General features: G+C 67.7%; 13 protein-coding genes. 3 read left to right on the top strand and 10 right to left on the bottom strand.

Annotation, left to right across the window (positions count from 1 at the left end; translation table 11 throughout):
* Positions 1 to 16: 16 nt before the first annotated feature.
* Positions 17 to 1,396, bottom strand: a complete 1,380-nt coding sequence (locus CQ042_RS03925; RefSeq protein ID WP_105668928.1) for an MFS transporter — start codon at positions 1,394 to 1,396, stop codon at positions 17 to 19.
* 151 nt (positions 1,397 to 1,547) lie between these two features.
* Between CQ042_RS03925 and CQ042_RS03920 the strand changes: the two genes are divergently transcribed.
* Entirely contained in the window at positions 1,548 to 2,492 is a 945-nt protein-coding gene (locus CQ042_RS03920) for a LysR family transcriptional regulator (RefSeq protein WP_105668926.1), read from the top strand.
* Here the strand turns inward: CQ042_RS03920 and CQ042_RS03915 are convergent.
* From CQ042_RS03915 to dnaB, 9 genes are all read right to left on the bottom strand, one after another.
* Positions 2,444 to 3,517, bottom strand: a complete 1,074-nt coding sequence (locus tag CQ042_RS03915; protein WP_105669273.1) for a LacI family DNA-binding transcriptional regulator — start codon at positions 3,515 to 3,517, stop codon at positions 2,444 to 2,446. The genes CQ042_RS03920 and CQ042_RS03915 overlap by 49 nt on opposite strands.
* Positions 3,518 to 3,570: 53 nt before the next feature.
* The gene (locus CQ042_RS03910) at positions 3,571 to 3,822 is read right to left on the bottom strand and encodes a hypothetical protein (protein ID WP_105668923.1); all 252 of its coding nucleotides are present in this window, start codon (positions 3,820 to 3,822) and stop codon (positions 3,571 to 3,573) included.
* A gap of 211 nt (positions 3,823 to 4,033) precedes the next feature.
* The gene (locus tag CQ042_RS03905; RefSeq protein ID WP_105668921.1) at positions 4,034 to 4,498 is read right to left on the bottom strand and encodes a nuclear transport factor 2 family protein; all 465 of its coding nucleotides are present in this window, start codon (positions 4,496 to 4,498) and stop codon (positions 4,034 to 4,036) included.
* An 86-nt stretch (positions 4,499 to 4,584) separates the two neighbouring features.
* Positions 4,585 to 5,427 (bottom strand): fumarylacetoacetate hydrolase family protein, encoded by an 843-nt coding sequence (locus tag CQ042_RS03900; RefSeq protein ID WP_105668919.1) that lies wholly within the window; start codon positions 5,425 to 5,427, stop codon positions 4,585 to 4,587.
* Between the two features lie 57 nt (positions 5,428 to 5,484).
* A complete protein-coding gene (locus CQ042_RS03895; protein ID WP_105668917.1) occupies positions 5,485 to 6,363 on the bottom strand; it encodes a VOC family protein in 879 nt (292 codons plus the stop codon).
* 46 nt (positions 6,364 to 6,409) lie between these two features.
* Complete coding sequence (locus CQ042_RS03890) at positions 6,410 to 8,158, bottom strand: FAD-dependent monooxygenase (protein ID WP_105668914.1); 1,749 nt, start codon at positions 8,156 to 8,158, stop codon at positions 6,410 to 6,412.
* 302 nt (positions 8,159 to 8,460) lie between these two features.
* A complete protein-coding gene (locus tag CQ042_RS03885) occupies positions 8,461 to 9,135 on the bottom strand; it encodes a GntR family transcriptional regulator (RefSeq protein ID WP_105668912.1) in 675 nt (224 codons plus the stop codon).
* 47 nt (positions 9,136 to 9,182) lie between these two features.
* On the bottom strand, positions 9,183 to 9,833 hold the full coding sequence (locus CQ042_RS03880) for an SDR family NAD(P)-dependent oxidoreductase (protein ID WP_105668910.1): 651 nt from the start codon (positions 9,831 to 9,833) through the stop codon (positions 9,183 to 9,185).
* Positions 9,834 to 9,964: 131 nt separating this feature from the next.
* A complete protein-coding gene (gene dnaB / locus CQ042_RS03875) occupies positions 9,965 to 11,338 on the bottom strand; it encodes a replicative DNA helicase (RefSeq protein ID WP_105669271.1) in 1,374 nt (457 codons plus the stop codon).
* 530 nt (positions 11,339 to 11,868) lie between these two features.
* Between dnaB and CQ042_RS03870 the strand changes: the two genes are divergently transcribed.
* Together CQ042_RS03870 and CQ042_RS03865 are read left to right on the top strand one after the other, a co-directional pair.
* On the top strand, positions 11,869 to 12,867 hold the full coding sequence (locus tag CQ042_RS03870) for a hypothetical protein (RefSeq protein ID WP_105668908.1): 999 nt from the start codon (positions 11,869 to 11,871) through the stop codon (positions 12,865 to 12,867).
* 103 nt (positions 12,868 to 12,970) lie between these two features.
* Positions 12,971 to 14,473, top strand: a complete 1,503-nt coding sequence (locus CQ042_RS03865) for a hypothetical protein (protein WP_105668905.1) — start codon at positions 12,971 to 12,973, stop codon at positions 14,471 to 14,473.
* Positions 14,474 to 14,643 lie beyond the last annotated feature (170 nt).

The following is a 14,643-nucleotide window of genomic DNA, read 5'->3' as shown; positions in this document are numbered from 1 at the left end:
CGACATGAGTGGCTTCCTAGTGCTTTCCGGCGAGTTCGGGGGCGGCCGCGCGAGACGTGAACATGGTGGCTCCGCTCGCCTGCTCGGCCTCGTGGTCGGGTCCGAGCGGGATGCCGGAGCGATCCCGCAGGCACAGCGTCGCCGCACCCCCGAGAAGCGAGGCCGTGAGGAGGTACCCCGACACCGCCGCGGTCGAGCCCGTGGCATCGAGGAGCATCTGCGCGATCATGGGCGCGAAGGCCCCGCCGAGGACCGCACCGATCGCGTAGGTGATCGAGACTCCGGAGAAGCGGACCGACGCCGGGAAGATCTCGGAGTACCACGCGGCCAGGGGTCCGTAGGTGAGCCCGAGTCCGGTGGAGATGAGGACGAGTGCGGTGTAGAGCCCTGGCAGCCCTCCGTTGTCGACGAGCCAGAAGATCGGGAAGACGACCGCTGCCTGCAGGGCGAAGCCGATGAGGAACGTGTTGCGGCGGCCGATCACGTCCGACAGGTAGCCCGCGAGGAGGGTGGAGAAGAACCAGACGACCGCCGCGAAGGAGGCGGCGAGCAGCACCGACGTGGTGTCGATGCTCTGCACGTTGATCGCATAGCTGTTGAGGAAGCCGCCCGTGGTCATGTACCCGAGCGTGCCGTTGCCTGCGAACACGAGCGCCGCGAGGATCACGAGGTACCAGTGGCGCTGGAAGAGGGCCACGATCGGGAGGCTCTTCTGCTTGCCCCGCTGGGCGATCTCGGCGAACACCGGGCTCTCCTCGACCGAGCGGCGGATCACGAAGCCCACCACGATGAGCACGATGCTCACGAGGAACGGCACCCGCCAGCCCCACTCGAGGTAGGCCTCGCCCGGCGAGACGACCCCGGTCATGAGCGCCGTCATGCCCGACGCGAGGAGGAAGCCGAGGGGGACTCCGAGCTGCGGCCACGAGCCCGCTCGACCACGGCGATCCGCAGGGGCGTGCTCGACGGCCATGAGCACCGCTCCGCCCCACTCGCCGCCGGCGGAGAGACCCTGGAGGATGCGGAGGAGGAGCAGCAGGATCGGCGCGGCGATGCCGATCTGGGCGTAGGTGGGCAGCAGACCGATGAGCGTCGTCGCGGCCCCCATGAGCACGAGTGTGACGACCAGCATCGCGCGCCGCCCGATCACATCGCCGAAGTGCCCGGCCAGGAAGGCGCCGAGCGGACGGAAGAGGAACGAGATGCCGACCGTGGCGAAGGCGAGCAGCACGCCGATCTCCTTCCCCGCGGGCTGGAAGAAGAGCTGAGCGAAGACGAGTCCTGCACTCGTGGCGTAGATGAAGAAGTCGTACCACTCGATCGTCGTGCCGATGATCGTCGCGAAGGCGATCCGGCGCTGGGAAGTCGGGTGTCCAGCGGGAAGGCGAGAGTTCATGGTTGTCCCTAACGTCATTGTCGCCCCGCCGTCACGGCGGGGATCGGGATGCTGTCGCTCCATGGTGCGTCGGCGATGACTGCATGTAAATCGCAGTAATCCGGGGATATAGTTCGATCGAACCGAAGAAGCCCGCACACGAAGGAGTGGCATGGCCGATGTGAGCCTGCGGCAGCTGGAGCTTTTCGCCGCGCTGCCGAACTTCGCCACCCTCAGTGCGGCGGCCGCCCATCTGCACATCTCGGAGTCCGCGCTGTCACAGGCCATCACGAGTCTCGAGAAGGCGGTGGGCGAGCAGCTGTGCGTGCGGCTCAAGGCACGGGGCCTCACCCTCACCCCGACCGGCCAGCAGTTCGCCAAGCAGGCCCGTCAGATCGTCGCCGACACCCAGGAACTCGTCCTGGGTGCCCGAGGAGGGCAGGAGCTGCGGGGACCGGTGAAGCTCGGATGCTATTCGAGCTTCGCCACGAACGTGGTTCCCGAACTCCTGGAGGGCTTCCCGAAACGGCATCCGGGAGTGCACATCGAGATCATGGTCGGGACCAACGAAGAGCTGCTCTCCGCCCTCGACGCCGGACGCCTCGACGTCGCCCTCGTGTACGACGTGTCTCTGCCGTTCGGGTACCGTCGGCGCAAGATCTACGCGACCGAGCTCCAGGTCCATCTGCATCCGGACCATCCGCTCGCGATGGCCGACGCCGTGGATCTCGCCGATCTCGCCGACGAGCCCTACATCCAGTACGACGCGACTCCGGGCATCCGCAACGTCGCCGATGCGTTCACCGCACGCGGCATCGCCCCGCGGGTCGAGGCCCGCATCACCCAGTTCAGCCTCGTCGACGCGATCGTGGCACGCGGTCTCGGCTACGGCCTGCTGATGTCGCGTCCCCATGCGCTCCCCGTGAGCATCGAGGGGCGGCCCTTCGTCATCCGCCCCCTCGACCCACCCGTCACGGTCTCGAATGTGGTGGGGATCTGGCCGGAGGACATGACCCTGACGCCCCGCGCCTCCGCCCTCCTCGACTTCGCGTCGGAGACGCTCGGCGGCTACGTCCGGGAGGACGTCTTCTCGGATCGCCCTGCGGCGCCCGGCTGAGCGGTGGACGCCCGGATCACCAGGGCGGTGGGGAGCCGCTGCGAAGACGTCGCCTCCTCTTCGCGCAGCAGACTCAGCAGAGCCTGCGCCGCAGCGTCCCCCTTCGCATCGATGTCCTGGCGGACGGTGGTCAGCGCGGGCGAGACACGTGCGGCGAGCGGATTGTCGTCGAAGCCGACGACGGACAGCTGTTCGGGAACCAGGATGCCGCGCGCCTTCGCCCGCTCCATGACTTCGAGGGCGGCCAGGTCGGAGAACGCCAGGACGGCGGTGGGCGGATCGTCGAGCATCCGATCGATCCGCTCACGCAGGATGTCGTCGATCCCGAGCGCGGGGGTTCCGACGAGGGTCGGGACGATGTCCGCCTGCCCGAGAGCGCGCATCCACCCGTCCATCCGACCGGCGATCGTGGGCGATGCCGTATCGACGGCGGCCTCCGAGGGCGAGGAGTTGTCGGCATCGAGCGCAGAGACGACGATCGCGATACGGGTGTGCCCCAGATCGACGAGGTGCTGTGCCGCCTGGTAGGCGCCGGTGGCGTTGTCGATGCCGATGTCCGGCACCCCGGGGAGCGGCGCTCCCTCGACGTTCACGATCGGCAGATGCCGCTCGCGGAGCGCGGCGAACGCCGCCGTCGCCGGCGCGCACGAATAGACGATGGCGCCGTCCATCGCAATATCCCTCGCCGGGACCACGCCGTTCTTCCCGGAGGCGTGCAGCAGGACGAGAGAGTATCCGGCATCGGCGAGCGACCCCGCCACCGCCCGGACGAAGCCGACCGCGACGTCGTCGGTGAAGGCGTCGCGCGGCGAGTTCGTCAGCACCATGCCGATGACGCCGGTACGTCCGCGAGCGAGCGCCCTGGCCGCGGGGTCGGGGCCCGCGTACCCCAGCTCCTCGGCGGCGGTGAGGATGCGGGTGCGGAGGTCTTCGGAGAGCTGGTCCGGCCGGGAGAAGGCGTTCGAGACCGTCATGCGGCTCACGCCGACGTGCTCCGCGATCGTCTTCAACGTCACTCGCGCCACACCGACCACCTCCTCCCCCATTGTGCCCGACAGGGGGATCGGTCCGGCCGGGGTCAGCACGGATCGGGCGCGGGCGAGACGCACACCGGACGAGGCGGCTCGACCATCTCCGCCAGCCGCCGGATGCCGTGGGCCAAGGCGGTGCGCAGACGCCTCCATCGCTCCGCCCTGGCGTTCGCGGCGACGACGCGGTCTCGCGCACGGAGGGCGTCGAGCCGTCGCTGGCGGTGAGGGTCGCGCGCAGTTCCCTCGCTGTCGGCCCGGCGTTCCGCGAGCACGAGAGCCGCGATCATCTGAGATTCCATCCTCGTCTCCTTCTGTATCGGTACAGAAGGAGAGCCTACTGTACCGGTACAGTAGGCGCCAGGGTCTCTACGCTTCGACATCGCTGACGTGATCGGCGTCGTGCTCCTCGCTTCGAGCCGACGACGTCGAAGTGCGAACCCGTCCGCACGCACGACGCGCCCCGACTGGCTCCCACGACCGCCGCGAGGCGCGATCCGTCGCGCGAGCGGCTCAGGCCGATTCCGCGAGCCACGGGTAGCGAGCCGTATCAAGACCGGCGTAGTCGGGATCGAGATAGATGTGGAGGCGCTGGATCTGGAAATCCCAGATCTCGAAGACGTCGCAGAAACGACCAGCTCCCCATTCGGGAGTTCCGGCCGCCCACGGGCCGTCCTTGTGCACGCCACTGGTCAGGCCCTCACACGCGACAGTCGTGCCACCGAAGACGAAATTCATGTGACTCGTCGTGTGATTGATCCACAGGAAGTGAGCCGAAAGGTCACCGAACATGGCACCGATCCGCTCCCGACCGACGGCGATGCCCCACTTGGGGAAGAACACCGTCGCATCTTCCGCGAACAGGCTGAGGATACTCTCGCCGTTCGCACGCGTTCCCCCTCGGTCGAAAGTGTTGAAGTACTCCAGGACGAGCGCCTTCTTCTGCTCGTCGGTCATGGTTTCGGTTGAGATCGTCATTGTTCTTCTCCTGACCTGATGGATGTCGGATGGCGGTGAGTGGATCCGGCCGGAGTCACGGTGCGAGACACGGACGAGGGTGCATGTCAGCCGGTGAACACCTGGCGAATGGTGCCGACTCCCTCGATGGTGGTGACGAGCGTCTCACCGGGTCGGATGAGGCGTGCGGGCTCGCGCACGAAGCCCACCCCGGAGGGCGTGCCCGAGTAGATCACATCGCCCGGATGCAGCGTCACGATTGCGGAGAGCTGCTCGACGAGCGTCGCCACATCGAAGATCATCTGGCTCGTACGGCCGTCCTGCATCCGCTCGCCATCGAGTTCGCAGAAGATCGCGAGGTCGTCGCGGTCGGGCAGTTCGTCGGGGGTCACCAGCCAGGGACCCTGAGGGGAGTACCCGGGGAAGGACTTCCCGAGACCGAACTGCGGTGCCGGACCGTCGAGCTGGGTCGTCCGTTCCGAGAGATCCTGTCCGACCGTCACGCCTGCCACGTGATCCCAGCCTGATCCTTCCGCGATGCGGTGCGCCATGCGTCCGATCACGACGACGAGCTCGGCCTCCCAGTCGGTGCGGCCTCCCGGCACCAGCTCGACGGTCTCAAAGGGCCCCGCGATGGACGACTGGAACTTCGGGAAGACGGGGGGAAGCTTCTCCGGCCGGCCGAAACCGCTCTCCGCGACATGCTCGTCGTAGTTCAAGCCGATCCCGAACGCCTGGAAGGGGCGTGGTGAGACCGGGCCGAGTTGCGACTCCTCGATCGCGATCGCCGGTCCGGAGGCCTCAGGCCCCCACTCCGAGAATGCCTCCCACTTTTCGTAGACGTCCTGGATACTCGGACCGAATCGGCCCGCGCTGGCGTCGAAGACGTCGAAGCCGCTGGCATCGTCGGTGAGGATGACAGCTCGGCCGTCAAGGTTTGCAAGACGCATATGTGATTCCTTTGATGGTGAACTCAGGGTCGGGGAAGTGTCCGTGTGCGTTTCGGATCATCGCTCGATGGGGACGACACCGTGGTCGAGGATGCCGGGCGGCACCTGACCGTCCCACTGATTGATCCAGTAGAGATCGTCGGCATCGAACCGACGCTCGGGTCGCTCCTTGTCGCGGATGGTCTCCATATCGCAGTAGTACTCGATGACCGCGCCGTTGGGTTCGACGTAGTAGACCGCGATGTTGTCGCCCGCGCCGTGGCGCACCGGCCCCCAGGCGAGGCGCGATCCTCGGCGGGCGAGCCGGTCGCCGAGACGGGCGAGATCCATGATGTTGCCGGCCTGCCATGCGTGATGGTGCATCGCAGCGCGGGTGGATTTGAAGACCGCGATGCCGTGATGGTCGTTGTTGCAGCGCATGAAGAAGTTCTCGTCGCCGATGTTGTCGGAGACGACGAAATCGAACACCTCGCCCAGGAAGTCGCGTTGCGCCTTCGAGTCCCTCACCTGGATGTTCGTGTGCCCCAGGCGATCCGGCGCGAGCGATCCTCGCTTGAGCATCGAGTAGTCGATGCTCTCGGTATAGATCTGCCAGGTGAACCCTTCGGGCCCGACGAAGGCGAAGCCCTCCTCGATGTGGTCCTCGATCGGGTGCTCGGAGACGATCCGATATCCGCCGCGATCGACCTTCTCGCGGATGGCCTCGAGCTCCATCCGGTTCTCGACCACCAAGCCGGTATGGTCGAGCGCATCCTCATCGGCTTGCGCGTAGACCAGTTCGTGGTGCTTGTTCTGGGCGGTGATGAACGCCTTCTGGGCATTCGAATCGGTCACCGCGAGACCGAAGACATCGACGGCGTTGGCGATCGAGGCTGACAGGTCTCGCGTGCGCATCGACACGTAGCCGATCTCTGAAACGGCGCCTTTTGCGCTCATGGTTCGTCCTCTCGGTTCGTTCCGGCGAAGTGCTGGTGGCGGCAGGTCAGGCGCGCGCGAGCACGGCTCCGAGCGCGGTACGCAGAGCAGCGACCGCGTCCTCGGGCTCCTCGGTCACACGCCACGAGACGACGCGATCGGGGCGTACGAGCAGCGCACCGGCGTCACCCACGCCGCGAACCCTCGTCCAGTCGCCGTAGACGTCGTCGTACTCCCCTCGCACGGCCACCTGAGCGACGCGGATGACGACACCGAGCTCGCTGCTCACCGTCGCGGCGGCTTCGCGCCACGCTCCATCTGCGATGCCGGTGACGAGCGTGAACACGCCGTCGCCGACGAGGTCGATCGTCGACAGCAGCGCGGAGTCGCGCTGGACCCGCGCATGCGCGAGCGGCGCGCCCGGATGGGTGGAGGGAGTCGCGTACAGCGCCGGGTCCCTCTCGTTTCGCGGCCAATCCGTGCCGTCGTCGACGACGGCCGCCGACTCGTATCGCAAGTCGAACTCGAAACCGTGCGCGTTGAACTGGTAGTGCTGAAGTTCGATCGCGGCCTCGAGCGCAGCTCGGCGATCGGCCCCGTGGGGAGTGGCCGAGAAGAGATCCTCGAGGTTGTCCCATCCCTCGGCGATCGACTGACCGGGGGCGAAGCCCAGCGCGTCAGCGATCGGGCCCATGTTGCCCACGCTCTCGATCGCGCGGTCGACGACCTTCCGGCCGATCGGCTGCCGCTCGGCGTCATACGTGGCGAGGAGCTCGGGACCTGCGAGCCCGCGGATCACGTATGCAAGGCGCCAGGCGAGGCTGAAAGAGTCCTGCACCGAGGTGTTCGAGCCGAGGCCCCCGGCAGGTGGGTGCCGGTGGGCGGCATCTCCGACGAGGAAAGCCCGGCCGCACTGATAGCTCTCGGCGACGACGTGATTGATCTGCCACTTCGACACCGACTTGATCGTCACGTCGACGGTGTCATCGCCGATGGTCGAGCGCACGCGCTCGATGAGCGCGCTCTCGCTGAGGTCGGGTTCGCCTTCCGCAGGGTCGTACATCGAGAGGTTCACCCATTCTCGGAAAGGTGTCACGCAGATCCAGGTGCCCGAGCCCACCCAGTAGTTGTTGCCCGGCTGGGTCATCCAATAGAGCACGCCGGGACGGTGCGCGCAGTACTCGGAGAGGTCAGCCTCCAAGAAGATGTTGAGCGCAGCCCCCAGCCCGCTCTCTCCCGAGAACCTGAAGCCGAGCTGTTCCCCCACCGTGCTCCGCGCCCCATCGGCGCCGACCACGTACTGCGCGCGGATCAGCGTCTCCACGCCGCTCTCATCGCGCACCACTGCGCGCACCCCGTGCTCATCCTGGGTGATCTCGATGAGCTCGACCCCGAAGCGCAGGTCCGCGCCCTGTCCTTCTGCTGACGCGCGCAGCACGGGTTCCAGCCGATGCTGCGGCGCGTTGCACATCCGGCTCGGACTCACCGCGTCGTAGTCGGCCTGCCGCTCGATGCTCGTGCCCCACGTCTGCAGGCGTGCGATCTCCGTGCCCGCGAAGCTGGTCGCCCAGACGTTGTTCGACATGAGATCGCTCGGGGTGGCGATCCGGTTCACCTCGTCTTCGATCTTCAGATCGCGGTAGACCTCCATCGCACGCTGGTTGGTGATGTGGGCGCGGGGCGTGCGGGCGGTACCGGCGAACTTCGACACCGTGATGGCATCGATTCCGTATCGGGCGAGCAGGGCCGCGAGAGTGAGCCCCGCCGGTCCGGCGCCGACGATGAGCACATCGGTCGCGACCTCTTCCGGCGTCATGCGCAGCCCTCCTCGACGATCGCGAAGGGAATCTGCGCGCACGGCATCTTCTGTGACATCTTCGTCTCCTCATGCGTAGCGACCGCGGTGTGCGACCCGCTCGCGCGAACGGCACTCCGTCATGCTTTGGCCCAGCTTGCCATTAACTTTCGAAATACTCAATGAATTTCTAAATTCTGTCGGGAGCGCTCCGCGACACCGCGCTCGCGCCGGCGCGGGGGACGCTTCGGGTCCCCACCATCCCCCGCGAGCCGGTGGTCGGATCCCACCGTCAGCCCACCTCCGCGGGGATGGTCGGAGGTTCAGACGGAGAGGCGGCCCGACTCCAGCAGCAAGCGCGTCGTGGTCTCGATGTGCTCGGCGAGTCGACGGCTGGCGAGTTCAGCGTCGCGCGCCAGCACGGCATCCACGATCGCCGCGTGCTCAGCGGGAATGTCCCGAGGATGCGTGCGATCGGACAGCGGCACCGACCACCGGCGGTAGAGTTCCGCTGATGCCCGCAGGTGGTTCGCGATCTCGGTGAGTCGCGGGTTGCGGCATCCCGCGAGGAGCACTCCGTGAAACTCGTTGTGCACCTCCGCCCAGGCCTCGCTCAGCCGATCAGGATCTCCGGGGGCATACACCGGCGTCGCTGCGAGGCGGTGGTGCACCGCGACGAGGCGACCCTCCCAGTCGAGGTCGCCGTCACGGATCGCCTGGCGCAACGTCAGCGTCTCGATGTGGACGCGCGCCTCGGTGAGGTCGCGCAGATCGGCTTCACTGAGAGGCATGACGACGAAGCCACGCTGCGGCTCCGAACGAACGAGCGACTGCTCGGCGAGGCGCTGCAAAGCCTCACGCACAGCACCGACGCTCACGGAAAAACGATCGCAGAGTGCGGCGAAGGCCAGACGCTCGCCCGGCTGAACGCGACCCGACAGAATGTCCGCCCGGAGCAGACGATACACCTCTTCCTGGCGAGTCCTCGAAGCGGGCATGTTCGAAACGCTAGCACCGGGGAGACGATGCGCCCGCCCGCCGGCGATCAGAACCCGCGCACGCCCGTCGCATCGCTGGTGATCTCCCACAGCCGTTGCGCAGAACCCTCATCCGTCGCCCACGGTTGCACACCTCCGACGTTCATATCGAACCCGTCGGCCATTCTGGCGATATCGACGTCTTCCAGATAGGCGCCATTGCCCGCATCAGCCAACAGGGATGCGGTGGCAGCCCACGCGGCCGTCGCGGCACCCTGTGCGACGGACTTCAGGCGCAGACCCGGCGCGGCAGTTCGGTCCTCGCGCATCCACCCCAAAGCGATCTGCTCTTCGCGCGAGACGTGCCGCTGCAACGGGGTCATGATCACACCCGGATGGAGCGAGAAAACGCGGACACCGTCGCCGGCACCGCGCTTCGCGAGCTCCAACGCGAAAAGCACATTCGCCGTTTTCGACTGTCCATACGCCAGCCAGCGGTCGTACGGGGCTCGCTCGAAGTTCAGACCAGCCCAACGAGTATCGGAGGCGAAATGACCGGCGGATGAGAACATCACGACTCGTGAACCATCCCGCCGCAACGCCGGGGCAAGGAGGTTGATGAGGGCGAAGTGCCCGAGATGGTTGATCGCCACCTGCGACTCCCATCCACCGCCGGATCCAGCAAGGAGACTTCGAAGCGTCGCCCACCCGGCATGCATGTTCCCCAGGAACTATTCGCCCTTCACACAGATACAGCACGGTCATCTGAGTCGGAACAAATGTCCAACCGGCCACCAGCAAGACACATCACTCGCGACATGGACAACTCTTAGTGATCCCTACAATCACATCAGTTGAAGTCGCCGCCGGGGGCCATGTCCATGAAGCGCGAGTAGTGCCCCTGGAACGCGACGGTGATGGTCGCCGTCGGACCGTTTCGGTGCTTGGCGACGATCAGGTCGGCCTCGCCCGGACGCACGTCCTTGTCGTACACCGAGTCGCGGTGCAGCAGGATGACCATGTCGGCGTCCTGCTCGATCGAGCCGGACTCTCGCAGGTCGCTGATCGCGGGCTTCTTGTCGGTGCGCTGCTCGGGACCACGGTTCAGTTGCGACAGGGCGATGACCGGAACCTGGAGCTCCTTGGCGATGAGCTTGAGGCTTCGCGAGAACTCGGAGACCTCCTGCTGACGAGACTCGACGCGCTTGCCCGAGGTCATCAGCTGCAGGTAGTCGATGATGACCATGCGCAGGCCCTCGCGCTGCTTGAGTCGACGGCACTTGGCGCGGATCTCGACGAGGGTCATGTTGGGGCTGTCGTCGATGTAGAGCGGCGCATCGTTGATGCGCCCTCGGGTCGCGGCGACCGTCGTCCAGTCGCGCGGGTCGAGGTTTCCCTTGCGCATGTTCTGCAGCGGAATCGCCCCCTCGGCGCTGAGCAGACGCATCGCGATCTCACTCTTGCCCATCTCGAGCGAGAAGAACACCGAGGGGAGGTTGTGGCCGATGGATGCCGCGCGCGCGAAGTCCAGCGCGAGGGTCGACTTACCCATCGCGGGACGCGCGGCGACGACGATCATCTGCCCGCCGTGCAGGCCGTTGGTGAGTTCGTCGAGCTCCCTGAACCCTGTCGGGACGCCGGTCATCGACCCGTCTCGGCCGCTGGCGGCCTCGATCTCCTCGAGCGCGGCGTCGACGGCGATCTGCAGCGGAACGTAGTCGACGGCGGTCTCGGAGCCGGTGATCGAATAGATCTCCGCCTGGGCGTTGTTGACGATGTCGGTCGCGTCGCCCTCGCCGGCATAGCCGAGCTGCACGATGCGGGTCCCGGCGTCGACGAGCCGACGAAGGATCGCGCGCTCCGAGACGATGCCCGCGTAGTACCCGGCGTTCGCCGCCGTCGGCACGATAGAGGTCAGGGTGTGCAGGTAGTCCGCGCCGCCGGCCCGACCCAGCTCACCGGTCTTGATGAGCTCGTCGGTCACGGCGACAACGTCGGTCGGCTCGCCGTGCGAGTACAGCGAGAGGATGGCCTCGAAGATCAGCTCGTGCTTGGGAACGTAGAAGTCGGCGCCTTTGAGCGTCTCGATGACATCGGCGACCGCGTCCTTCGACAAGAGCATTCCACCCAGAGCGCTCTGCTCGGCGAGGAGGTCGTGGGGAGGCGTGCGCTCCGGCGCGCGCTTCGCGCCCATGCGCTCCTCTGAGATGTCAGCGATCGACACAGTGTTCCCTTCGATGCGACGTTTTCGATGCGATGTTCCGATGAGACGCTTCGACGGCGGGGCCGACAGGATCTCGGCCGTCACGCCACCCTGCACAGCGAAACAGGAGCCTCCGACATTCGGTCGCTCGCCCACGCTACGAGCGACTCTTTCCCCATGCAACACGGCCTGTGGATAACCATGTGGAAAGCGTGCGGACAAAGTCGGAGTGTCTGTGCACAACGGGTGTGGATAACCCCGTGGAGGGCGGGAAAAGCAAACTTTTTTATTCGCGGTTATCAGGGATTTTCTGTTTCCCCAGCCTGTGGATGAGAATCAGTTTAAATCGGGCATTGAAGGTTGCCCTCTCTGCGGAGGGGATGTGTAGAACCTGGGGAAAGTCAAGCCGAGATTTCGCCGGGCGCGTCACACCCCGACATCCCCGGAAACGCGCGGAGAACCCCCTAGACACAGCCCCCGCTCGCGAGTATCGTCACCCGCAATCGACGCAACTGCGTCGACGTACGTTGCCTTCGGAGGGGGAGGTCGACGTGGACGCTCGGGCCACCCGACGCGGCGTACCCGCCGTGGTCTTCTGGGGTGGAATCGGCGTGCTCGCCTGGGCGGCGCTGACCGTGCTCCTCGGAGGCGGATCCGCGCACGCGGATGAGCAGGACGACGGCCCACTCGACGGGCTCACTTCGCTCGTCAGCGACACGGTGTCCGCCGTCGCGGCACCCGTGGCCCCGATCGTCACGCAGGTCGTCGCCCCCGTCGTCACCCAGGTGGTCGCACCCGTGCAGCAGGCTGCCCCCGCCATCGTCGCCACCGCCACCCAGCCGATCGTGGACGCTCCGGTCGTCGGGCCGGTCGCGGCACCCGTCGTGCACGCTGTGACCGAGACCGCGACCGCGGTCGTCGCACCGGTCACCGATGTTCTGACGGGCGCACCGGTCTCGCAGATCACCGACCCGATTCTCGACACGGTCGCCGGCATCCCGGTGGTCGGCGGACTCGTCTCCGACCTCGGCCTGATCTCCGCAGTGGATGACGTCGTCGGCGTGGTCGATGACACCACGGCCCTTCTCGGGAACGTCACCGCAGAGACCGTCCCGCCCGTGCTCGAAGCACTCGACCCGACGGCGCCTGCGGCTCCCGAACCCGGCGCCGCTCCCGGGAGCGCCGCCGAGCCTGCCGCGACGACGACGACCGTCATCGCGGTCGAGCACACCGCGTCGAAGCCACCGGTATCGCCGACGGTTGCGTCCTCGGCAGGATCCCCACCGTCGAGCGCGCTCCCCGCCACGAACGGTGCCGGAGACGTCGACCACACCACCCCTGTGCCCGCCGGACCTCCCTCCGGGAGCCCACCGGGCACCGCCGTGCCCGCGTCGTCCTCCGCCGGTTCCGGCGGCGGCAACGGCGCGTCCCCCGCGCGCCTCAGCGACGCGAACTCCTCTCCGCTCCGTGCTGGTGAGCGGACATCCGGCGCATCCGACGACGAGCTTCCCTCCTCGCCGGTCGCCGACACCGACGTCTCTCCCGACTGACGGATCGTCACGTCGTTCCCCCGGGAACGACAGATGCCGTGCTGCGCGCGCACTCTGATCGCGCGCACCCCTCAGACGATCCATCCAGTCAAGGAGAACGATCATGCGCACTTTCCTCAAGCGAGCCCTCTGGGGCGCGCTCATCGCCGGGGGCATCACGCTCCTCGGCGCGACGGCCGCGAACGCGGCCGAGACGACCGGAGACGACGGACTGCTCTCCGGCACACAAGCGGAGACAGCGATCACCGCACCGATCTCGATCGTGAACAACGCGATCTCGGTGCTGAGCGACGCCGTGTCCACCGCACCGGCTCCCGCACCGGCTCCGGCACCGGCTCCCGCACCGGCACCGGCACCGGCTCCTGCCGCCGCCCCGGTGCAGACCAGCGGGGAATCGGGTACGGCATCGGGCACCCAGGCCGCCGTCACCGTGAACCTCCCCGTCACCGTGTCGAACAACGCCGTGAGCGTGCTCGACACGTCGACGACCAGCGCCCCGGCCGTGACTCCCCAGAGTCCGGCTCCCCAGGCCGGAACACCGGCCGGGGCGCCTCTCGTGACCACGAACGGCCTGGACGGCGTGCTCTCGGGCACCCAGGCGCTGCTCGCGGTCAACGCACCGATCACCGTGACGGGCAACGCCGTGTCGCTGGTCGGTGACACCGAGAGCACCGCACCGACCGGGCAGGGAGCCGCAGCACCGGCATCCTCCGCTCCGCTCGGCGCAGCCACGTCCGGCGACGACGGCGTCGGCAGCGGCACCCAGGTGGTCGCCCCCGTCACGGCACCGGTGACGGTGTCGGGGAATGCGATCTCGCTGCTCGGCGACACCAGCTCGACCGGAACCGGCACTGCCGGACCGACCGGGTCCGCCGCGCCCGCCACCGCGGCGGGCACCTCGGGTGACGACGCCATCCTCGGCGGCACGCAGGCGACTGCTCCCGTCACGGCACCGGTGACGGTGTCGGGAAATGCGATCTCGCTGCTCGGCGACACCAGCTCGACCGGCGGGGGAACCACCACCGCACCGACCGCACCCGCGACCGGCGGCAACACCACCACCGGAACCGACAGCGTCCTCGGCGGCACCCAGATCACCGCGCCCGTCACCGCCCCCGTGGGCGTGACCGGCAACGCGATCTCCGTCCTCGACGACGCCACCGTCGCCCGTACCGGTGGGGGAACCACCACCGCACCGACCGCACCGGCCACCGGCGGCAACACCACCACCGGAACCGACAGCGTCCTCGGCGGCACCCAGTTGGCGCTGCCGATCAGCCTTCCGATCACGCTGGGCGGGAACGCCATCTCCGTGGTCGGCGAGTCGACGGTGACGGATCCCGGCGCCGGGTCCGGAACCGACCCGGGAACCGACCCCGGCACCGACCCCGGCACGGACCCGGGAACGACCCCCGGAACTGACCAGGGCACGACCCCCGGCGCCTCGACCGGAGCCACCACCGCCTCGGGCGCGGCGGCCACCGGCCAGGCGGAGGGGCTCGCGATGACCGGCGGCGCCCCTTCCGAAGGTCTGATCGCCCTCGCAGCATTCCTGCTCCTCCTCGGAGGCGCAGGAATGCTGCGACGTCGCCGGCTGACGGCGTAGCCACGACGCCGGCGGTGCGGTCGTCCTCGGGGGAGGAGACCCCGCGCCGCCGGTGCGCCGCCGCGTCCACCTCAGCGTCGACGGATTCGCAGCCCCCAGCTCGCACCGTCGTTCGACGCCGGCGCAGAAAGGACGGATGCCCCGTGGACCCCACCACGGGGCATCCGTCG

The organism is Microbacterium sp. MYb62, from assembly GCF_002979475.1.
Lineage (GTDB): Bacteria > Actinomycetota > Actinomycetes > Actinomycetales > Microbacteriaceae > Microbacterium.
Note: the sequence above shows the minus strand (reverse complement) of the source record. Positions and strands in the feature narration are given on the sequence as shown.